This is a genomic window from Serratia quinivorans (assembly GCF_052113645.1).
Classification (GTDB): domain Bacteria; phylum Pseudomonadota; class Gammaproteobacteria; order Enterobacterales; family Enterobacteriaceae; genus Serratia; species Serratia quinivorans_B.
Genome location: NZ_JBIEIU010000004.1, coordinates 104,001 through 123,303 on the forward strand (window position 1 = coordinate 104,001; position 19,303 = coordinate 123,303).

General features: G+C 55.6%; 15 protein-coding genes. 5 read left to right on the top strand and 10 right to left on the bottom strand.

The features are described 5' to 3' along the window. The first annotated feature begins 109 nt into the window (after positions 1–109). Positions 110–1,732, top strand: a complete 1,623-nt coding sequence (locus ACGS9J_RS09670) for an FMN-binding glutamate synthase family protein (RefSeq protein ID WP_442230711.1) — start codon at positions 110–112, stop codon at positions 1,730–1,732. A gap of 131 nt (positions 1,733–1,863) precedes the next feature. Here ACGS9J_RS09670 and betA read toward each other — a convergent pair whose 3' ends face one another. From betA to betI, 3 genes are all read right to left on the bottom strand, one after another. Continuing rightward, complete coding sequence (gene betA / locus ACGS9J_RS09675; protein ID WP_442230712.1) at positions 1,864–3,531, bottom strand: choline dehydrogenase; 1,668 nt, start codon at positions 3,529–3,531, stop codon at positions 1,864–1,866. 224 nt (positions 3,532–3,755) lie between these two features. Then, positions 3,756–5,228, bottom strand: coding sequence for a betaine-aldehyde dehydrogenase (gene betB / locus ACGS9J_RS09680; RefSeq protein WP_442230713.1), 1,473 nt, complete (start codon positions 5,226–5,228; stop codon positions 3,756–3,758). A gap of 20 nt (positions 5,229–5,248) precedes the next feature. Then, positions 5,249–5,845: a transcriptional regulator BetI gene (betI, locus tag ACGS9J_RS09685; RefSeq protein WP_442230714.1), complete on the bottom strand. Its 597-nt coding sequence runs from the start codon at positions 5,843–5,845 to the stop codon at positions 5,249–5,251. 412 nt (positions 5,846–6,257) lie between these two features. On the opposite strand from betI, the gene ACGS9J_RS09690 reads away from it, so the two are divergent. Both ACGS9J_RS09690 and ACGS9J_RS09695 read left to right on the top strand, forming a co-directional pair. Next, positions 6,258–8,297, top strand: a complete 2,040-nt coding sequence (locus tag ACGS9J_RS09690) for a choline transporter (protein WP_442230715.1) — start codon at positions 6,258–6,260, stop codon at positions 8,295–8,297. Positions 8,298–8,594: 297 nt separating this feature from the next. Then, on the top strand, positions 8,595–9,353 hold the full coding sequence (locus ACGS9J_RS09695) for a hypothetical protein (protein ID WP_442230716.1): 759 nt from the start codon (positions 8,595–8,597) through the stop codon (positions 9,351–9,353). Positions 9,354–9,598: 245 nt separating this feature from the next. On the opposite strand, the gene ACGS9J_RS09700 is transcribed toward ACGS9J_RS09695, so the two are convergent. Genes ACGS9J_RS09700 through ACGS9J_RS09710 form a run of 3 tightly spaced genes read right to left on the bottom strand, consistent with a single transcriptional unit; the run spans position 9,599 to position 11,357 of the window. After that, positions 9,599–9,889, bottom strand: coding sequence for a pentapeptide MXKDX repeat protein (locus tag ACGS9J_RS09700; RefSeq protein WP_442230717.1), 291 nt, complete (start codon positions 9,887–9,889; stop codon positions 9,599–9,601). 57 nt (positions 9,890–9,946) lie between these two features. Then, a complete protein-coding gene (locus ACGS9J_RS09705) occupies positions 9,947–10,735 on the bottom strand; it encodes a molybdopterin-dependent oxidoreductase (RefSeq protein WP_442230718.1) in 789 nt (262 codons plus the stop codon). Between the two features lie 10 nt (positions 10,736–10,745). Next, positions 10,746–11,357: a cytochrome b/b6 domain-containing protein gene (locus ACGS9J_RS09710; protein WP_442230719.1), complete on the bottom strand. Its 612-nt coding sequence runs from the start codon at positions 11,355–11,357 to the stop codon at positions 10,746–10,748. Positions 11,358–11,508: 151 nt separating this feature from the next. Here ACGS9J_RS09710 and ACGS9J_RS09715 point away from each other — a divergent pair, with 151 nt between their 5' ends. Both ACGS9J_RS09715 and ACGS9J_RS09720 read left to right on the top strand, forming a co-directional pair. Next, complete coding sequence (locus ACGS9J_RS09715; RefSeq protein WP_442230720.1) at positions 11,509–12,222, top strand: response regulator transcription factor; 714 nt, start codon at positions 11,509–11,511, stop codon at positions 12,220–12,222. Between the two features lie 3 nt (positions 12,223–12,225). Further along, complete coding sequence (locus ACGS9J_RS09720; RefSeq protein WP_442230721.1) at positions 12,226–13,692, top strand: ATP-binding protein; 1,467 nt, start codon at positions 12,226–12,228, stop codon at positions 13,690–13,692. A 7-nt stretch (positions 13,693–13,699) separates the two neighbouring features. On the opposite strand, the gene ACGS9J_RS09725 is transcribed toward ACGS9J_RS09720, so the two are convergent. The 4 genes from ACGS9J_RS09725 to ACGS9J_RS09740 all read right to left on the bottom strand — a co-directional run bounded on the left by ACGS9J_RS09725 (position 13,700) and on the right by ACGS9J_RS09740 (position 19,271). Then, positions 13,700–14,365, bottom strand: a complete 666-nt coding sequence (locus ACGS9J_RS09725) for a fimbria/pilus periplasmic chaperone (RefSeq protein WP_442230722.1) — start codon at positions 14,363–14,365, stop codon at positions 13,700–13,702. A gap of 10 nt (positions 14,366–14,375) precedes the next feature. Then, positions 14,376–16,010, bottom strand: a complete 1,635-nt coding sequence (gene ecpD, locus ACGS9J_RS09730; protein WP_442230723.1) for a fimbrial adhesin EcpD — start codon at positions 16,008–16,010, stop codon at positions 14,376–14,378. Next, on the bottom strand, positions 16,000–18,522 hold the full coding sequence (locus tag ACGS9J_RS09735) for a CS1-pili formation C-terminal domain-containing protein (RefSeq protein ID WP_442230937.1): 2,523 nt from the start codon (positions 18,520–18,522) through the stop codon (positions 16,000–16,002). The genes ecpD and ACGS9J_RS09735 overlap by 11 nt, the downstream gene beginning before the upstream one ends. Positions 18,523–18,602: 80 nt before the next feature. Then, positions 18,603–19,271 carry a hypothetical protein gene (locus tag ACGS9J_RS09740; protein ID WP_442230724.1) on the bottom strand — a complete coding sequence of 223 codons (669 nt, stop codon included), beginning with the start codon at positions 19,269–19,271 and terminating at the stop codon, positions 18,603–18,605. Between the last annotated feature and the right edge of the window lie 32 nt (positions 19,272–19,303).

Here is a 19,303-nt window from a genome sequence, read left to right on the forward strand (position 1 = left end):
GATAAAGCAGTAACAGCCACATAACACTCCTGTCTATTGGTTAGCATCTGTCCACGGGATTTTCCCGCGAGCCGTGTCATCTGGACGAATAAAAACATCTGGAGATGTTATGAAGTCATCATTATTCAGCCGTTATACCTGCCTTGTTTTAAGTCTTTTGCTGACGCTGGTGTCTTTGGCGCTACTGCCGCATAGGCCCTGGTTTTGGCTACCGACGATAATTTTTGGTGGCCTGAGCGCCTTGGGTATTTACGATCTTACCCAACAACGCCACGCTATTTGCCGTAACTACCCAATCATCGGTCGCCTGCGTTTTTTCTTCGAATTTATCCGCCCGGAAATACGCCAGTATTTATTGGAAGAAGACAACGCGCAGATCCCGTTTTCCCGTACCCAACGTACGCTGGTATACCGGCGCGCCAAAAACGAAATGGGCGACAAGCCATTCGGCACCCAGTTGGACGTTTATCAAACCGGCTATGAATGCATTGGGCACTCCATGCGCCCGGTGGAGGTATCCGACCCTACCAGCTTCCGCGTGACGATTGGCGGCCCGGGCTGCAGCCAGCCCTACTCCGCCTCAATCTTCAACATCTCCGCCATGAGTTTCGGCGCCCTGTCGGCCAACGCCATTCGCGCGCTCAACCTAGGGGCGGCAAAGGGCAATTTCTACCACGACACCGGCGAAGGCAGCATCAGCCGTTATCACCGCGAAAACGGCGGCGATCTGGTCTGGGAACTGGGCAGCGGCTACTTCGGCTGCCGCACCGCCGACGGCCATTTTGATCCCCGGCGCTTCGCCGAGCAGGCGAAAAGCCCGCAGGTAAGAATGATTGAAATCAAACTCAGTCAGGGGGCTAAACCCGGGCATGGCGGTATCCTGCCGGCGAAAAAAGTGGATGCGGAAATCGCCGCAACGCGCGGTGTGCCGGAGGGAGTCGACTGTATTTCTCCAGCCTCGCACAGCGCCTTCAGCACCCCGGTAGAAATGATGCATTTCATTGAGCAGTTGCGTGAACTGTCCGGCGGCAAGCCTGTCGGCTTCAAACTCTGCATCGGCCACCCGTGGGAATTTGTCGCCATCGCCAAAGCCATGCTGCAAACCCAGATATTGCCGGACTTTATCGTGGTCGACGGCAAAGAAGGCGGGACCGGTGCGGCACCGCTTGAGCTGTCCAACTATATGGGTATGCCGTTGCGCGAGGGGTTGTTGTTCGTCCACAACACCCTGGTGGGCTGCGGGCTGCGTGACAAAATCAAAATTGGCGCCAGCGGCAAAATCATCAGCGCTTTCGATATCGCCAGCGTATTGGTGCTGGGTGCCGACTGGGTGAACTCCGCCCGTGGTTTTATGTTCGCCGTAGGCTGCATTCAGTCGCAGAGTTGCCACACCAATCACTGCCCTACCGGCGTCGCGACTCAGGATCCGCTGCGGCAGAAAGCCCTGGTGGTGCCAAACAAGGCCGAGCGCGTTTACCATTTCCACCAAAATACGGTGAAAGCGTTGGCGGAAATGCTGGCGGCGGCGGGGGTCAGTCGCCCGGAGCAGCTGACTTCGCACCATATGCTGCGTCGCATCACCTCAACCGAAATCAAGGTCTACGCCGACATCTACTATTATCTGGAACCTGGCGCACTGCTGGAAAAAGAGATCGAAAGCGATTTTTATGCGCGCATGTGGCGCATGGCGACGCCAAACAGTTTCGATCAGGCGATCGCCCTGCCGGCTTAAGCGATAGGTTAAATACCCTATGCCTTGAAATATAACGGGGATGAATTGCCCCCTCGCCTCGGGGAAGAGCATTGGAGAGGGGGTTGCTTGCTACAGCGGCCCTCCCCCTCAGCGGCGAGAGGACATATGGGTTACGGCTTACGTGCCGGAGCGTCGCCGGCCACGTAATAGTCGGCGCTGCTGCGCGGCAGCGGTGTACGCTGGCGGATACGATCGGCAATTTTTTCGGCGATCATAATGGTGGTGGCGTTCAGGTTGCCGGTAATGATCAGCGGCATAATGGACGCGTCCACCACCCGCAGGCCTTCCATACCCTGCACCCGGCCTTGTCCATCCACCACTGCCATCTCGTCTTCGCCCATTTTGCATGAGCAAGAAGGATGGAAGGCGGTTTCGGCATGTTCACGCACGAAAGCGTCCAACTGCTCGTCGGTCTGAACTTCCGGCCCCGGGCTTATTTCGCGGCCGCGATACTCGTCCAGCGCCGGCTGCGCCATGATTTCACGCGTAATGCGGATAGCATCGCGGAACTCCTGCCAGTCCTGTTCGGTCGCCATATAGTTGAACAGAATGCTCGGGTGCTGACGCGGATCCTTCGATTTTACCTGCACCCGGCCACGGCTCGGGGAGCGCATCGAACCGACGTGCGCCTGGAAACCGTGTTCTTTCACCGCGTTGCTGCCGTTGTAGTTAATCGCCACCGGCAGGAAATGGTACTGAATGTTCGGCCAGGCGAACTCCTCGCGGCTGCGGATAAAGCCACCGGCTTCAAACTGATTGCTGGCGCCCACACCGGTGCCGTTGAACAGCCATTCAGCGCCGATCTTCGGTTGGTTAAACCATTGCAATGCCGGGTACAGCGATACCGGTTTTTTGCAGGCGTATTGCAGGTACATTTCCAGATGGTCCTGCAAGTTCTCGCCCACGCCGGGCAGATCGTGCACCAGGTCAATATCCAGCCGGTTCAGCAACGACGCCGGGCCAACGCCGGAACGCTGCAGGATCTGTGGTGAGGCAATCGCACCGGCGCACAGCAACACTTCCCGACGCGCACGGGCGCTGGTGATTTGGTTACTTTCACCCTGCAAGTAGTCAACGCCCACCGCACGCTTGCCTTCAAAACGGATGCGGTCGGTCAGCGCGTGAGTCACAATCTTCAGGTTTGAACGGGAACGCGCCTGATCCAGATAACCCCGGGCGGTGCTGGCGCGGCGGCCTTTCGGCGTGACGGTACGATCCATCGGGCCAAAGCCTTCCTGCTGGTAGCCGTTCAGGTCATCGGTACGCGGGTAACCCGCCTGCACACCGGCTTCCACCATCGCATGGAACAGTTCGTTGTTACCGGCTTTCGGCGTGGTGACGCTAACCGGTCCCTCGCCGCCGTGAAAATCATTCGGCCCGATATCGCGGGTTTCCGCCTTGCGGAAATACGGCAGGCAGTCCAGATAACTCCAGTCCTCCAGACCAGGGGCTTTCGCCCAGTTGTCGAAGTCCATCGCGTTGCCACGGATGTAGCACATGCCGTTAATCAGTGACGAACCGCCCAACCCTTTACCGCGGCCACACTCCATGCGGCGGTTGTTCATGTGCGGTTCAGGATCGGTTTCATACGCCCAGTTGTAGCGGCGGCCCTGTAGCGGGAAGGCCAGTGCGGCCGGCATCTGGGTGCGAAAATCCATCCGATAATCCGGGCCGCCGGCTTCCAGCAGCAGCACGCTGACATCAGCGTCTTCGGTTAAACGGGTGGCTAAAACGTTACCGGCTGAGCCGGCACCGATAATAATGTAATCGAATTCCATCGATTAACTCCTAAATATTCGTATGCCTGAATGATGCGAATGGCTTGAATATCGCATGCTGAATATATCAAGGCAGTTTTGGATGCAAAAAAGGATTATCCCCTATGGATTTCGAGTTACAGCTAGGCGGCAAGGGCGTGGAACCCCAGGAGCTTACTCAAGTAAGTGACTGGGGTCCGCGTTCGCAGCCAACAACGCTGTAGCTTGAAAGACGACGGGGATATTTAAAAGATGGAAATATATTCGCCCAGCTCGACCTGAATCGACTTAATTTGGGTGTAGTGTTCCAGCGTGCTCAGGCCATTTTCACGGCCGACGCCAGACTGCTTGTAACCGCCGACCGGCATTTCCGGTGCCGATTCACCCCAGGTATTGATCCAGCAAATGCCGGCCTCTAACTGGTGGATCACCCGGTGGGCGCGGGTCAGATCATTGGTCACCAAACCGGCAGCCAGGCCGAAAGTGGTGTCATTCGCGCGGCGCACCACTTCTTCTTCGCTGTGATAGCTGAGAATGCTCATGACCGGCCCGAAGATCTCTTCGCGCACGATTTCCATCTCGTCACGGCAGTCGGTAAAGACCGTCGGTGCCACGTAAGCGCCCTTGGCGTATTCGCCGTCGGTCACACGCTCACCGCCACACAATAGGCGTGCACCGCTGTTCTTGCCGCTTTCTATATAACGCAACACCGATTCCATGTGCGCGAAGCTGACCAGCGGGCCAAAGTTGGTTTGCGGATCGGCAGGATCCCCCAGACGGATGCGTTTTACGCGTTCGAGGATTTTGGCTTCAAACTGCGCCTGCAGCGCTGCAGGGACAAATACCCGGGTTCCGTTGGTGCACACCTGGCCGGAGCTGTAGAAGTTGGCCATCATGGCGATATCGGCAGCGCGATCCAGGCAGGCGTCGTCGAAAATGATCAGCGGTGATTTGCCGCCCAGTTCCATGGTGACTTCTTTCAGTGTCGACCCTGAGGCGTTGGCCATCACTTTTTTGCCGGTTTTCACCCCGCCGGTGAACGACACCTTGGCGATACCGGGATGATCGGTCAGGTACTGGCCGACTTCTGCACCGCTGCCGGTGACCACGTTGAACACACCGTCCGGCAGACCGGCTTCGGTGTAGATCTCCGCCAGCTTCAGCGCCGTCAGGGAGGTCACTTCACTCGGTTTGAAGATCATCGCATTACCTGCCGCCAGCGCCGGAGCAGATTTCCACAGGGCAATCTGGATCGGGTAGTTCCAGGCGCCGATACCGGCCACCACGCCCAGCGGTTCACGACGGGTGTAGACAAAGGAGCTGTCACGCAACGGGATTTGCTGACCTTCGATCGCCGGGATCAGGCCCGCATAATATTCCAGCACGTCGGCGCCGGTCACGATATCCACGGCCGTGGTTTCCGACATCGCCTTGCCGGTATCCAGCGTTTCCAGTGCGGCCAGTTCGTCGTTGCGTTCGCGCAGAATATCCACCGCACGACGCAGAATACGAGAACGCTCCATCGCCGTCATCGCCGCCCACACCTTCTGTCCGCTGGCTGCACTGGCCACCGCACGGTTGACGTCTTCAGCGCTGGCAGACTGGATCTCGGCAAGCACTTCGCCATTCGCCGGGTTCACCGCGTTGAAAGTTTTTCCATCGGTACTGTCTACATAGGCACCATTAATATAGAGCTTCTGTAAGCCAAAACGGGACATAGGTTCTCCTTGGGTTATCCTCAGGGTGGCGTCTGCCCCCGGAGTTGAAACGTAATGTAATCGGTCGTGAGCGCGATCGCCTGCGCCTGATTGAACGCTGCGCCTCGCAACGCACTGCGTAACCACAGGCCGTCGATCAGCGCCGCCAGCCCTTTGGCTGCCAGTCGCGCCTGCACCTTCGGCAGTTCGCGGCTAAATTCAGCACACAGGTTGGAATACAGACGACGGCCGTTCACCTGTTGCAGCCGGTTAAGCTGCGGTTGGTGCAGGCTGCTGGCCCAAAAAGCCAGCCAGGTTTTCATCGCCGCGCTGTTGATCTGGCTGTCGTCAAAGTTACCTGCGACGATCGCCTGTAACCGTGATGCCGGGCTGTGGTCGCTCAATGCCTGCAACCGCAGCTTCACCGCCTCGCCCAAATGGCTAATCAAATAGCGCATCGTGGCTTCCAGCAGGCCGTTCTTATCCTTGAAGTAATGGCTGATAATGCCGTTGGAAACCCCGGCCCGCCGCGCTATTTGCGCGATAGTGGCGTCATGCATTCCAACTTCGTTCACCGCGGCCAGCGTGGCATCAATCAACTGCTGCCTTCTGATGGGCTGCATTCCTACCTTTGGCATAATTCGACTCTCACAAAACCGACTTCGGCCTCGTCTCAGCGGCGGAATTTCGCGACCTTACCGCCTGCTGAACTTGGTCTTCATGCTAACTATTAAACTTTTTTTTGATTGAACGTTCAATAAAAATTGCATATATTTTATTACCGCTTGGTTGCAAATATGTACTTTTCGGTTGTGGAACTGGCTGATTTTTGTGAGGTATTTAACGAATCTGACCAAAATCAGTGTCTGTAGGCGGTTCCCACCACGAAACGATTTCCCGTTTCGTTAACAAGCAAAGCGGCGATCCTGGGCAAGCTGAATAGCGATTGCCGCGGCTTTTTATCCGCACTTTTCCGGGCGGCGCTGACGCGTCGTTCAGGCTGGTGTGTGGGCACGATTTTACTCAGTTGTTAAAAAACAGAGGAAGACGATGACAACACGCGAAACCTCCTCAAAACCACAACAGGATAGTCTTAATCCGGTGGTTTTCTTTACCTCGGCGGGGCTGATCCTGGCCTTCTCGTTGATGACCATCTTTTTTACCGATTTCTCCGGGCGATGGATCACCCGCACCCTGAATTGGGTTTCAACCACCTTTGGCTGGTACTACCTGCTGGCCGCTACCCTGTACATCGTATTTGTGGTGTTTATCGCCGCTTCGCGCTTCGGTTCGATCAAGCTCGGGCCGGAACAGTCGAAACCCGAATTCAGCCTGATGAGCTGGGCAGCAATGCTGTTCGCCGCCGGTATCGGCATCGATCTGATGTTCTTCTCGGTCGCCGAACCGGTGACGCAATATATGATGCCGCCGGAGGGTCAGGGCCAGACGATGGAGGCCGCCCGCCAGGCCATGGTGTGGACGCTGTTCCACTACGGGCTGACCGGCTGGTCGATGTATGCGCTGATGGGCATCGCCCTCGGCTACTTCAGCTACCGCTATAACCTGCCGCTGACCATTCGCTCGGCGCTCTACCCGATCTTCGGCAAACGCATCAACGGCCCGATCGGTCACAGCGTAGACATTGCGGCGGTACTGGGCACCATCTTCGGCATCGCCACCACGCTCGGCATTGGCGTGGTGCAGTTGAACTACGGGTTGAAAGTGCTGTTCCACATCCCGGAAAACCTGACGGTTCAGGCCGCACTGATCCTGCTGTCGGTGATCATGGCCACCATTTCGGTCACCTCCGGCGTCAACAAGGGCATCCGCATTCTGTCCGAGCTCAACGTGCTGTTGGCGCTGGGTCTGATCCTGTTTGTGCTGTTCTTCGGCGATACCGAGTTCCTGCTCAACGCGCTGGTGCTCAACGTCGGCGATTACATCAACCGCTTTATGGGAATGACGCTTAACAGCTTCGCCTTCGACCGTCCGGTCGAGTGGATGAACAACTGGACCCTGTTCTTCTGGGCCTGGTGGGTAGCCTGGGCGCCGTTTGTCGGCCTGTTCCTGGCGCGAATTTCACGTGGCCGCACCATCCGCCAGTTTGTGGTCGGTACGCTGATTATTCCATTCGTGTTTACCCTGCTGTGGTTGTCGATCTTCGGTAACAGCGCGCTGTACCAGATCATTCACGGTAATGCCGCCTTCGCGCAGGAAGTGATGCAGTATCCGGAACGCGGCTTCTACAGCCTGCTGGCGCAGTACCCGGGCTTTACCTTCAGCGCCTCGGTGGCGACCATCACCGGCCTGCTGTTCTACGTCACCTCGGCGGACTCAGGCTCGCTGGTGCTGGGCAACTTCACCTCACGCCTGAGCGACATCAATAACGATGCGCCCAACTGGCTGCGTATTTTCTGGTCGGTGGCGATTGGTCTGTTGACCATCGGCATGCTGATGACCGATGGTGTACCCGCGCTGCAAAAAACCACGGTGATCATGGGCCTGCCGTTCAGCTTTGTGATCTTCTTCGTGATGGCCGGATTGTATAAATCGCTACGGGTAGAGGATTACCGCAAAGCCAGTGCGCTGAACACCACCGCGCCAATGCCGGTATCCAGCAATGACGTGCTCAATTGGAAACAGCGCCTGTCGCGGGTGATGAATTACCCAGGCACGCAATACACGCAGAAAATGCTGGATACCCGTTGCCGACCGGCGATGCAAGAAGTGGCGCGTGAGCTGGAACTGCGCGGCGCCAAAGTGGAATTCAGCGAAGTACCGCCGACCGAAGATGAGCGTTTGAGCCATCTGGAGCTGCTGGTGCATTTGGGTGAAGAGCAGAACTTTACCTACCAGATCTGGCCGCAGCGTTACTCCGTGCCGGGCTTTACCTACCGTGCCCGCTCCGGTAAGTCGCACTACTACCGGTTGGAAACCTTCCTGATGGAAGGCACCCAGGGCAATGACCTGATGGATTACAGCAAGGAGCAGGTGATCGGCGATATCCTCGATCAGTACGAGAAACACCTGAACTTTGTGCACATCCACCGTGAAGCTCCGGGTAATACCCTGACCTTCCCGGATATGTAACTAACCAAGATTAAAAGAAATATTAGTCAGATAGCTGCTGCATCTGCAGCAGCTATAACAATGATATATCCGTTTTCAAATCACATTACAGCTTTCAGTCAGGAAACTTTTGCACTGCCTTTTAGAAAAATCCTTTCATATATCTATGATTAATTAGCACTGCTAGGGTCAACATGTGGATACCGTACCCTGCCTGTCAGTCAGGTGAAAACAAAGCAATTAATTGCTGAACTATAACTTTACGATATAATTAAATCTCCCTAAAACCTAAATTAACAATCACCAATGGAGACTATGATGAGCATATCAAACTCCCCAATAGAAGGCACGACGTTGATTTCTGGAACATTATATGGAGGTATTGCGAGCACACAAAACGGTCAGAACGTTTACTTATCATCAAGTCCAATAAAATTCGCCCATACTGGAGATAATGCGATTATATACGATAATATAGTATCTAATGAAAGCGGTCCTCCAGGACAAGGGGCTATAATATCATGCCTCGGGAACTCAGTAAGTTTATTCCCAGGTAACGAATCAAAAAGCTGTACATTTGGTTATGAATCAACAATAACAATAAGTTATATCATCACAGAAAACACAGAAGAAATTGGTCTAAATCGTCCTGTCACCTGCAGTCTCGGGGATAACACCACCATCAATGTTGAAAACTATGTCAGTGAATCTGTCATTTTATCTGCTGGCTATCAGGCTACAATTAATTGCCAAGGCAGCCATAGCACACTAATCTCGACCGGAGACGATGTTAAGATTAACAATGCAGGCAATGATAGTCTGATCATGCTTACTGCTAAAAGTCGCTATATCGATATGCTAACGGGGAAAGACAGTAGCACTACCTATCAAGATAGTATAATGATGGCTTTCGTCAGTCCGGAAATATTCATTTTGGCAGAGAATGGTGCAGCCGTAATTGCTTATCACGATGGTAGTCGAAAACGTTTCGTGACTGTTTACGCAGGAGAAGATGGTATAGAACCTGGCATTGAATACACGGTAAATGAACAAGGAAATGTTGTACCTGTTATTTAATTCATTACCCGGAACCACCTATTCTTTGGATATAATCGGCAGGCCTAGTATCAGCATAATGCACGGCTCAGTAAGCGACGGGCTCATGATGTCCGGATCGTCGAATTTGTTAAAACGATACGGTGAGCCACCCCATCAATCGCTGAAATACAAAACGCCCGATGCAGTGCATCAGGCGTTTTACAGGCATAAAAGTGTCAATCTATACCTGGACTCGTCAGGGAATTCTCAGCGCCCTGCGCCACTTATTTCCCCATTGAGTCTTTCTTCATTTCATCTTTTTTCATGCCGTCTTTGGCCATGCTGTCTTTCTTCATGCCGTCATGTTTCATGGCGTCCTTACCCATGCTGTCTTTCTTCATGCAGTCCTTGCTCATGCAGTCTTTTTTCATGCCGTCTTTGGCCATGCCCTCATGAGACATCTGGCTCATGCCGTCCTTTTTCATCGCGTCTTTGCCCATGCTGTCTGCGGCATTGGCACCAATGGAACCCAACATCAACGCGCTACACATCATCACTGCGAATAACTTTTTCATGGTATTTCCTTCTCTCATTTAAAAAGCACCTGAGTGCCGGGAACAGTGCGGCCGCCGTTAGCTGCCGCCAAACCAGTTGTAACCTTGATCTTCCCAGTAACCGCCGGGAAAACGGTTAGTGATCTCGATGACCTGAATATGTTTCGGATTCTTGTAGCCGAGCTTGGTCGGCATACGTAACTTCATCGGGTAGCCATATTTACGTGGCAAAATCTGGCCATCATAGGTCAGCGCCATTATGGTTTGCGGATGCAACGCCGTGGCCATGTCGATGCTGGTGTAGTAGTCATCGGCACATTTAAAGCTGACATAGTTGGCGCTCAGGTCCGCGCCAATCGCCTGCAGAAACTCCGCAAACGGCACCCCGCCCCACTTGCCAATCGCACTCCAGCCCTCGACGCAGATATGGCGCGTCACCTGGCTGATTTGCGTCATCTTGTGCAGTTGCGCCAGCGTCCAGGGTTGCTTATTGAGCACCAGTCCGCTGACCTCCAGCCGGTAGTCGTCGCCATTGATATCCGGAGCCTCTTCTTCCGCGTAAAACGCGTTGAACGGAAAGGGCCGCGTGATCAGCGACTCGGCATACACCGGTGCCAAATGATCCGCGTTGAACAGCCAGCCCTGCACCCGATCGTTAAACCGCGAGATACGACTCAGCGCCTGCTCCACATGGGTGTTGTCGCTGATATCGCAGCCGGTGAGCATCGCAATACCGCCCAGCGTCAGTCCGTTGCGCAGGAAACGGCGGCGTGAAGAGGACGTCAGTTGGCGTGCCAGTAACTGCTGCGCTTCCCTGACAATCTCCCGGCCTTCGCTCAGACTGATAAGGTGTTTATCTGATTTCATCGGGTTCTCCTTAGCGTCCACGCAGCATGGCCAACAGCGTACGTGGCACCAGCGCCACCATCACCAGGTGTACCACCACAAACCCCACCAGCGCCGACATGGCGTAAAAGTGGATATAACGCGCCGCTTCATAACCGCCGAGCAGTTCGCGCAGCAACGGAAACTGCACCGACTTCCACAACACCAGGCCAGAAAGCACCATCACCACACCGGCAACCATCACAAACAGGTAGGCCACCCGTTGCACCATGTTGTAATGGCGCAAATCGCTGTGACCGAGCTTCCCCCGCAGCGCCGCCAGCAAATCACTGAACAAGGCTTTCGGGCTGAGCGGCCAGAACTTGCGTTTCAGGCGACCGCTGAACAGGTTAATCAGCAAGTAACACAGCCCATTCACCCCAAACAGCCACATACCGGCGAAGTGCCACTGCAGTGCGCCCCCCAACCAACCGCCCAGCGTCAGCTCGTTAATAAAGCTAAAGTTGAACAAGGGGGAAGCGTTGTAGATGCGCCAACCGCTGGTGACCATGATCAGCATCGCCAGCGCATTCAGCCAGTGCGTCAGGCGCAGCCACAGCGGATGGATCAACACCGGTTTCTCCGGCGTAATGGACATGGCCATGGGGTCTCTCCTGACGGTGGCGGTTTCGATGCGCTGAGTATCCGTCCGATTTGTTCCCCAAGACCTCACGCAAAGTTAAATAAAATGTGATAACTCCGGCTCGGGCGGTTGTGTAGACTTCAATAAGACCAGGCCATCAGCGGTGAGAAGAATGGAAAAGCCAAAGAAAATTTTAATCGTCGAGGATGACGGCAATATCGCGGAGCTGCTGCAGTTACATCTGCGCGACGAGGGTTATGACATCAGCCATGCTGCCGACGGCAATCTGGGTATGGCGATGCTGGAACAGGGCGGCTGGGACGCGCTGATCCTCGATCTGATGTTGCCGGGCATCGACGGGCTGGAGATCTGCCGCCGCGCACGCAATATGACGCGCTACACGCCGATCATCATCACCAGCGCGCGTTCCAGCGAAGTCCACCGCGTGCTGGGGTTGGAGCTGGGAGCGGATGATTACCTCGCCAAGCCCTTTTCGATGCTGGAGCTGGTGGCCCGGGTCAAGGCGCTGTTTCGCCGCCAGGAAGCCATGAGCCGCAACCTGAAAATGGACGCCGGCACGCTGAGTTTCGACGGACTGACCCTCGATCCGATCGCGCGTGAAGTGCTGCTGAACCAGCAGACCATCGACCTGACGCCGCGTGAATTTGACCTGCTGTATTTTTTTGCCAAACACCCCGGCAAGGTCTTTTCCCGCCTCAGCCTGCTCAACCAGGTGTGGGGATATCAGCATGAAGGTTATGAGCACACCGTGAATACACACATCAACCGGCTGCGCATCAAGATCGAAACTAACCCGGCTGAACCCGAGCGCATCCTCACCGTGTGGGGCATGGGCTATAAATTCGCGGCGACACCGCAAGAGTGAATCATGAGAAATCTTACGTTAACGCAACGGCTGACCCTGATCTTCACACTGCTGATGGTGGTCAGCTGCGCTATAGCGGGCTGGATGCAGGTGCGCAGCAGCACCCAGTACAGCCAGGCGGTGATCCAACGGCTGTCCGGTAACCTGGCGCAACACATTGCCGACAGTAACCCACTGTTGGGGCAAAACGGGCCGAACGCCCAGTCGGTTCGCAGCCTGTTCGATCAACTGATGGCGGTAAACCCCAGCGTTGAGGTGTACCTGCTCGACAAACAGGGCAACATCATTGGCAACGCCGCCCCGGCCGGCCATCTGAAACGCCAGACGGTGGATCTGCTGCCGCTGCAGGCGCTGTTCGAGGGGGCCAGCATGCCGGTTTACGGCGATGACCCACGCAACCCGAATGCCAAAAAAGTGTTCAGCGCCGCCCCGTTGAAGGTCAATGGCCAGGTTGAAGGCTATTTGTACGTGGTGCTGCTGGGTGAAGATTACGACGCACTGGCCAGCAACGCGCTGTTTGACTCTGCGGTTTCCATGGCGCTGTGGTCATCGGGCCTGATGGTGCTGTTCAGCCTGTTGGCCGGCGGTTTCGCTTTCTATTGGGTCACCCGGCCCATCCGTCGCTTTACGCGTCAGGTCAGTGAACTGGACAGTGGCGGTATCGCGGCGGTGCAGGCTTATGCCGCGCTGCCGATCGAAGCCGTCGGACGAGACGAGGTCAGCCGGCTACAGCAAGCGTTCAACAGCATGGCGCAACGCATTGCCGAACAATGGCAGTCGCTGTCGCAACAGGATCAACAGCGCCGCGAGTTTATCGCCAATATCTCGCACGACCTGCGCACCCCGTTGACCTCGTTGCACGGCTATCTGGAAACGCTCTCGGTGAAATCCGCCAACCTGAGCGAAAGCGATCGTCAACGCTATCTGGAGATCGCGCTGGCGCAGAGCAGCAAGGTCGGCAGGCTGGCGCAGGAACTGTTCGAGCTGGCACGGCTGGAGTATGGCGTGGTGAAACCGCAGAAAGAGCCGTTTTCGCTCAGCGAGCTGGTGCAGGACGTCTTCCAGAAGTTCGAGCTGGCGGCAGAGGCTCGCCATCAACGGCTGCTGGCCGATATCGCCCCTGGCATTCCGTTGGTGTTTGCCGATGTCAGCATGATTGAACGGGTGTTGACCAACCTGCTGGATAACGCGATCCGCCACACGCCGCAGGGCGGGGAAATAGAGGTGCGCCTGTGGCAACAGGCAGGTAAAGTGCTGGTTCAGCTTAACGACAGTGGCCCCGGCATCCCGCAGGAGCTGCGCGCCGATCTGTTCGTTCGCCCTTCGATTCTGAGCAGCGCCCGCCGTCATGCCAGCGGGTTGGGGCTGATGATCGTCAGGCGTATTTTGCTGCTGCACGACAGCGATATCCAACTGATCGAACGGCCACAAAGCGGCGCCTGCTTCCGCTTTTCGATCCCGCTGCGTTAGCGCGTGATTACTGGTTAATACAGCTTTTATCGATGCTGATAAATTTGTCGTTATAGATAATAAATTTCTGCCCTTTCAGCCGAATACCGGCATGGGTCAGCGTATCGCCAGGGCGCAGATATTCGGTGATCCCCTCTTCGTCGGTACTGTCGCAGCCGGGCTTGAGCAAGAACTTGAAGTAGGTATTACCGGTATTGGTGAGGGTGCCGCGCTGCGAATCGAGCCGATAAGCAAAATTGCTCTGGCGCGGCCGCACCACCAAAATGGTGTCCATCACCACGATCGGCTCGACATTGACGCCGGCGGCCTGGCGCTTCGCCGGGTCAAATAAACGGGTCGGAATTTCGCGAAATGACACCCGGTAATAACGCTCGCGGTTATCCTGCGGCCCGCGGTAAAAGAACTTGTAATACTCGCCCTGTCCGGCCTGCAGTTGGAGCTGACGGGGAGCAAACAGCAGCTCGCCGTCCACCGGCTTGCTGCGTGTTTCGCTTTCCCCCGGCCGGTCAATGGCGCGTAAGGTTACCTGATAAATACGCGCACTGCCGTTGTTGTTCAGCACCCGCTTGGCGGTGAACGATTGGTCCTGATCCATGGCGAACGTCAGGGTACCGACGTTAATCGCGGTGGCGTAAAATGGCAGACACAGCAGCCAGAACAACAAGCCTCTCACAGCCTTTCCTCTAATTAATATTGCGCCAGGTGGCTTCAACGTGGATCTCGCCGGCAGCGCTGACGTCGCCGAACCAACCGTCACCCTCGACCGTCTTGAGCGAAATCGGGTTATTCATCGGGATACTGAATTTCACCCGGGTTTTGTTTAACACCCCTATTTCGCCGGAAATGTCGTTCCACGGCGTACTGCTCCATAGTGCATTCGTCATGTCATGCCACTGCCCGTCGCAACCGGCGTCATAACTCTGCTGGCCGTTGGTGCTGGTGGTAATGCTGAGCGTGGCCGGGAACGGCACTTTGGCACTGTTATCCGCCGAGGAAAAAATACAGTAGTTGATACCGTTGATGGCCTGCGTTGGCCCGGTTGCCATGACCCTCACCTCATCGGCGGCGGTTTTTCCGCTGGTGGTCACCAGATAACCAAACTCCAGCGGCGGCTCCCCCGGCCCCACGTAGCCTTCACGATGAGGGGTGTTGTCGTAATCGTCAGAAATGATGCTGATACTGAAATCACGCGGTTTGATAATCAGCTGGTTGGAAGTGGAAAACTCATACCAGCCGGATTCCGGCGAAGTGGTGTTCTGGAAACGGAAGTTAATCAGGTCACGCGTCCCACTGTCGGAAATCCCCAGCTTCACCATCTGCTTAAAGAAGTTACTGGAGAAAAAGACGTAAATGACGTTGCTGCTCTTCAATTGGTTAAAATTATAGTATCTGGTGGTTCCCGAGGTGGGTTCCCAGTTGTTGCCGTTCAGGCTGAACTGCAAGTCTTCGGCACTGACTGCCGAGGTCAGCGCCGCATTGTTGATCGATGGAAACACGTGAATAGAAACATTGCTGACGCTGCCGTCGATTTGCAGGTCATAGCTAACCATTTTGCACATGATGCCGGAGCGCGAACCGATAGTCTGGTTCTTGCAGTCGGCGTTGCCCTCACCGATGATCGGTACGCCGTCACTGTTGATAAATACCTCAGACACCGCATTGGTGTTGATAAAACGCAGATGCGCCGCCTTGCTGTGGGTCACGGTACGTTTATACCAGCTGCCTCTGCTCTGATCCTGACAACGTCCCCCGCTACCGGCATCGTAAACGTCCGCGGTCTGGCAACTATTAATCTGCATGCTGAACGCATCGCCAGGCGCCATCTGTTTCAGGTACTGATAAAAGCTCGGCGACATCATGCCGTGCATCCATTTAGCGCCGCCCGGCGTCACGACCGCGCCATAGAATCCCTTATCATCGGTGCTTTCCGCCGGGATCAGGCTGGTGTCCATATTACAACCGGCATACCAGTTAATGCAGCGCAACCCGAGGAACGGGTTCTTGATCGGCGCATTTTCCAGCCACATGTCAAAGCGGTAATTCGATGTTAAGAGGGTGTTGTAGCCATTATCCACATAACCCAAACTCTGCTGATAAATGGTGCCGGAACCGCCGTATTTCAGCCCGGTCCATTTATTGGCGCCGGTCATGCGCGGATCCAGTACCCCAGCCGGAGTGACGAAAAAGTTATCATCGGCGTTGTTCTCAACGAACACGAACTTCACCGCCGAAGCATCCGGCCAGTTGGTGACGGTGACCGCCGCCCGCAGCGGCAACGAAGTCAGCAGAACAGCCAACAGTGCAATCTTAGCCTTCATTAATCATTTCTCCTGCCTGCAGATTGCCAGCATAGGTTTTCAGCCCGGTACAAACCACGTCACCGACCCACACGGCGCCCTGCGCCTTGCTCAGATCCAAATCCACTTCACAGCTCTGGTTACCGCTGTGGGTAAAGTCGATAACCGGGAACTTCTTATCGACGTCCATAATGAATTCGCCTTTGTCATCGGTGCGGGTGCGGCCGATGTGGTTTTTGATATAGGCATTAGCCAACAGCGTGCCGTCTTCGGCCTTGATACGGCCGAACACCGTCACCATCTGTTTGATTTCCGGTGTGATCACCGCCACGTTGCCCGGATACAGCGTCAGCTTGCTCTTGCGTTTGGTGACGATGTCGAAGCTTTCTGCCGAGTTTTTATTGTTCATCAACTCCACTTCGTACTGGCCATACGGCGACAGCGGCACATAGTTTTTATTGCCGGTCAGCTTCACCATCCGCCCATCGACCCGGGCGGTCAGCATGCCGTCATTTTCAATACCGGTGTTGAAGATGATGCCCGCATTGCCCTCGTTTCTGCCGCTGACCGCAATATCACGCCCCTGCCAGCCCACGCTGCCGCTGGCGGATAGGCTTGAGTTAACGTAGCCGTCGGCAGAACTGCTGACGGTGGCTGTACCGGCGGAATACTTGGTATCAAAGCGTGCATAGGCACCGCCGTTAACGCTGTTATCGCCGTTGGTATCGCCGGAGATCGCCCGCGACAGGTTAGCGCCGACAGTGCGGATCGGCCCGTTTTGAATGTCCTTGCGCGCGGCCAGGTTAGCCGTGGTATAGCCGTTCTGGTTGGAGACCCCGGCGCTGAGCCAGTTACCCATCGGCAATGAGAAATCGAGCGCGATGTACTTGCCGGTATTCGAGCCGCTGTTGCCGTTGTTGTAGCGCTGGACACCGGCGCGCACGCCCAGCGTACCGAAACGACCGGTGAAAACGTTTTGGTAATAATCGGCGTTGTAGTAATGGCTGCTGTTCTTTTTATCGTCGTTGTAACTGAGGCTCAGGCTCCCCAGCGGTGACCACAGGGCGCCAAAATTCATCGTGCCGCCAATCGCGCGGTTATGCGCATCGTTTTGCAACAGTTTGTCGCCAATCACCGTCTTTTCCTGATTGACCCACAGGCTGCTGAAACCGCCAGGCAGGGCGGCACTGACGCTGTTGACCAGGCTCCAGGAACTGTCGGATGCCGCCATGTTCTGCACGTTGAACTGAATCGACTCGGTCAGCGGCACGCTGATGCGGCTTTCGCCGACGGCATTGCTGTCAAACGAATAGCCGGACAGCGCCCAGTTGAGCGTATGCACATTGCCGGTAGCCGAGGCCCCGATCAGGTAGGAATCTTTCGCCTCTCGCTGACGCTGGTTATCCCCGCGCCAGTCGTCCATGTGGATCATCCCGCCCCAGAACTGCCAGGCCAGGGGGGCATTGGCGCCGCGATTGGGAGTGAACAATTTATTCACCCGCTGTATGCGCTTGTCTATCACTCTGCCGTTAACCACCACCTCGACTTCGACGTCATAAATGCCGTAGGGCAGATTGCCGGTATCCACTTCATGGTTGCCCATAGCGAAGTTCTGCACGCTGAGCAGTCGCCCCTCGCGTGACAAATGCACCTCACCCGCCGAAGGGAAGAACGCCACGATCGGCGTCAACGACTGACTGTTATCGAAAACGGTCGAGTTGGCGCGGTTGCCGTAGGACAAGCCGTAGATTTTGCTCGAGTTGATGGTAGTGACCGGCCCCAGCGACTGCAGGTTCCAACTGTCCAGCATACCGGCGGCAAAGCGTCGACCGGCGAAATCGCGCTCGTACATCGCTTTATACAACGTGGCGTTCTCATCACCACTGCCAATGCCATAGACCGATCCGTTGACTTCCACATGGTGTTCACGCAGAGCGGTAACGCTGTTGAGCGACAGGTAGCTGGAGGTATTGCCCTCGCTGGCCCGGGTGCGGTTATCGTAAATGCCCAGGTTATAATCCAGCGTACTGCTGACGGCATTCACGCTCGAAGCGCCGATGTCGCTGGAGCGCGCACGCAGCAGGGTTCCCATCGCGGACTCTTTCACCACCAACTGCAAGTTAAGCTGGCGGAAATCCAGCGCCAGCCAGGCGTCAGGCGTCAGTGTGATGCGTTGTTGAGAATCAAATTTAGCCTGCTGCAATGCCTGCAGTTGTTTGATGGTCTCTGCGCTCAGCGGCGTCCCGTCGTCACCGTCTTCCAACGTGATCTGGCGGATTTTCAGTTGATCGTTATCCAGGTACAAGAAGGCGTGGCCGATACGACGGTCATCTTTTACGCCGCTGTTCTTTTCAAAGTGCAACAGCACCGGGATACTCATACCTTCGCGCAGCGCCAGGCTGAAAGTCTGCGGGATCAGAACGCCATCAATCTGAGTCAGGCCGGCAGCGATAACGGCCTGACCCGGCAGCAATACCGCTGGCAGCACAACGGCACCGGCGGCAAACAACGTTTTCAACAGCACATCATCCAGCACACCTTTCACATCCCACTCCTTGAATTCTGGTTATGAGTTCCATTCCGGATACGTTTTGCCGTGGGTTCCGCAATGCGCTATTTCACGGGGATAAACTGTTCGCCATGCCACAGCGCCACGCGGCCTTTCTTGTCACTGACGTCCACTTTCGTGAAACCGCGCGCCTTGCCCGGCATGACGAAGTAATTTTCCTTGCAGTCATTGCCGTCTTTCTTGTTGCGGCAATTCCCGTAAGCCACCACCTTGAAGGTGGCATTGCCGGTGTTTTTGATCTGACCGGCGGCAAACTGGTAGTTGAATTGGTCTTGCCTTGGCGCCACCACCAAAATGGTGCCGATCCGGGCTGAGGTCGTCGCCACCGCGTTGCGTTTAGCCGAGTTTTTGCCCACATCGCTCAACGCCTGATCGAACCAGACAATGCGGTAATAGCGTTCCTGATTGTCGTTGGGGCCTTTGTAGTAAAAGCGAATCACGTCGCTGGCGTTGGCCGGCAAAATCAGGCTGGCCGGCGACAGCAGCATTTCATCTTTGCTGCCCATCGGGATTAGGGTGCCGGACTCCAGCGGGCTGGAGATACGTTCGATTTTGATGTTCACCAGGCGACCGCTGTCGGTGGTGTTCTTGATTTCTTTACTCAGACGCGCGCTATCGCTGTGCATGAACGAGCTGATCTCACCGACATCGAGCGCGAAAACAGATTGAGACAGCGATAACAACAGGAAGGCGGCGAGAGAGAGGCGTTTCATGACGGTATTCCAGTGGATTCTTCAGTGGCGGT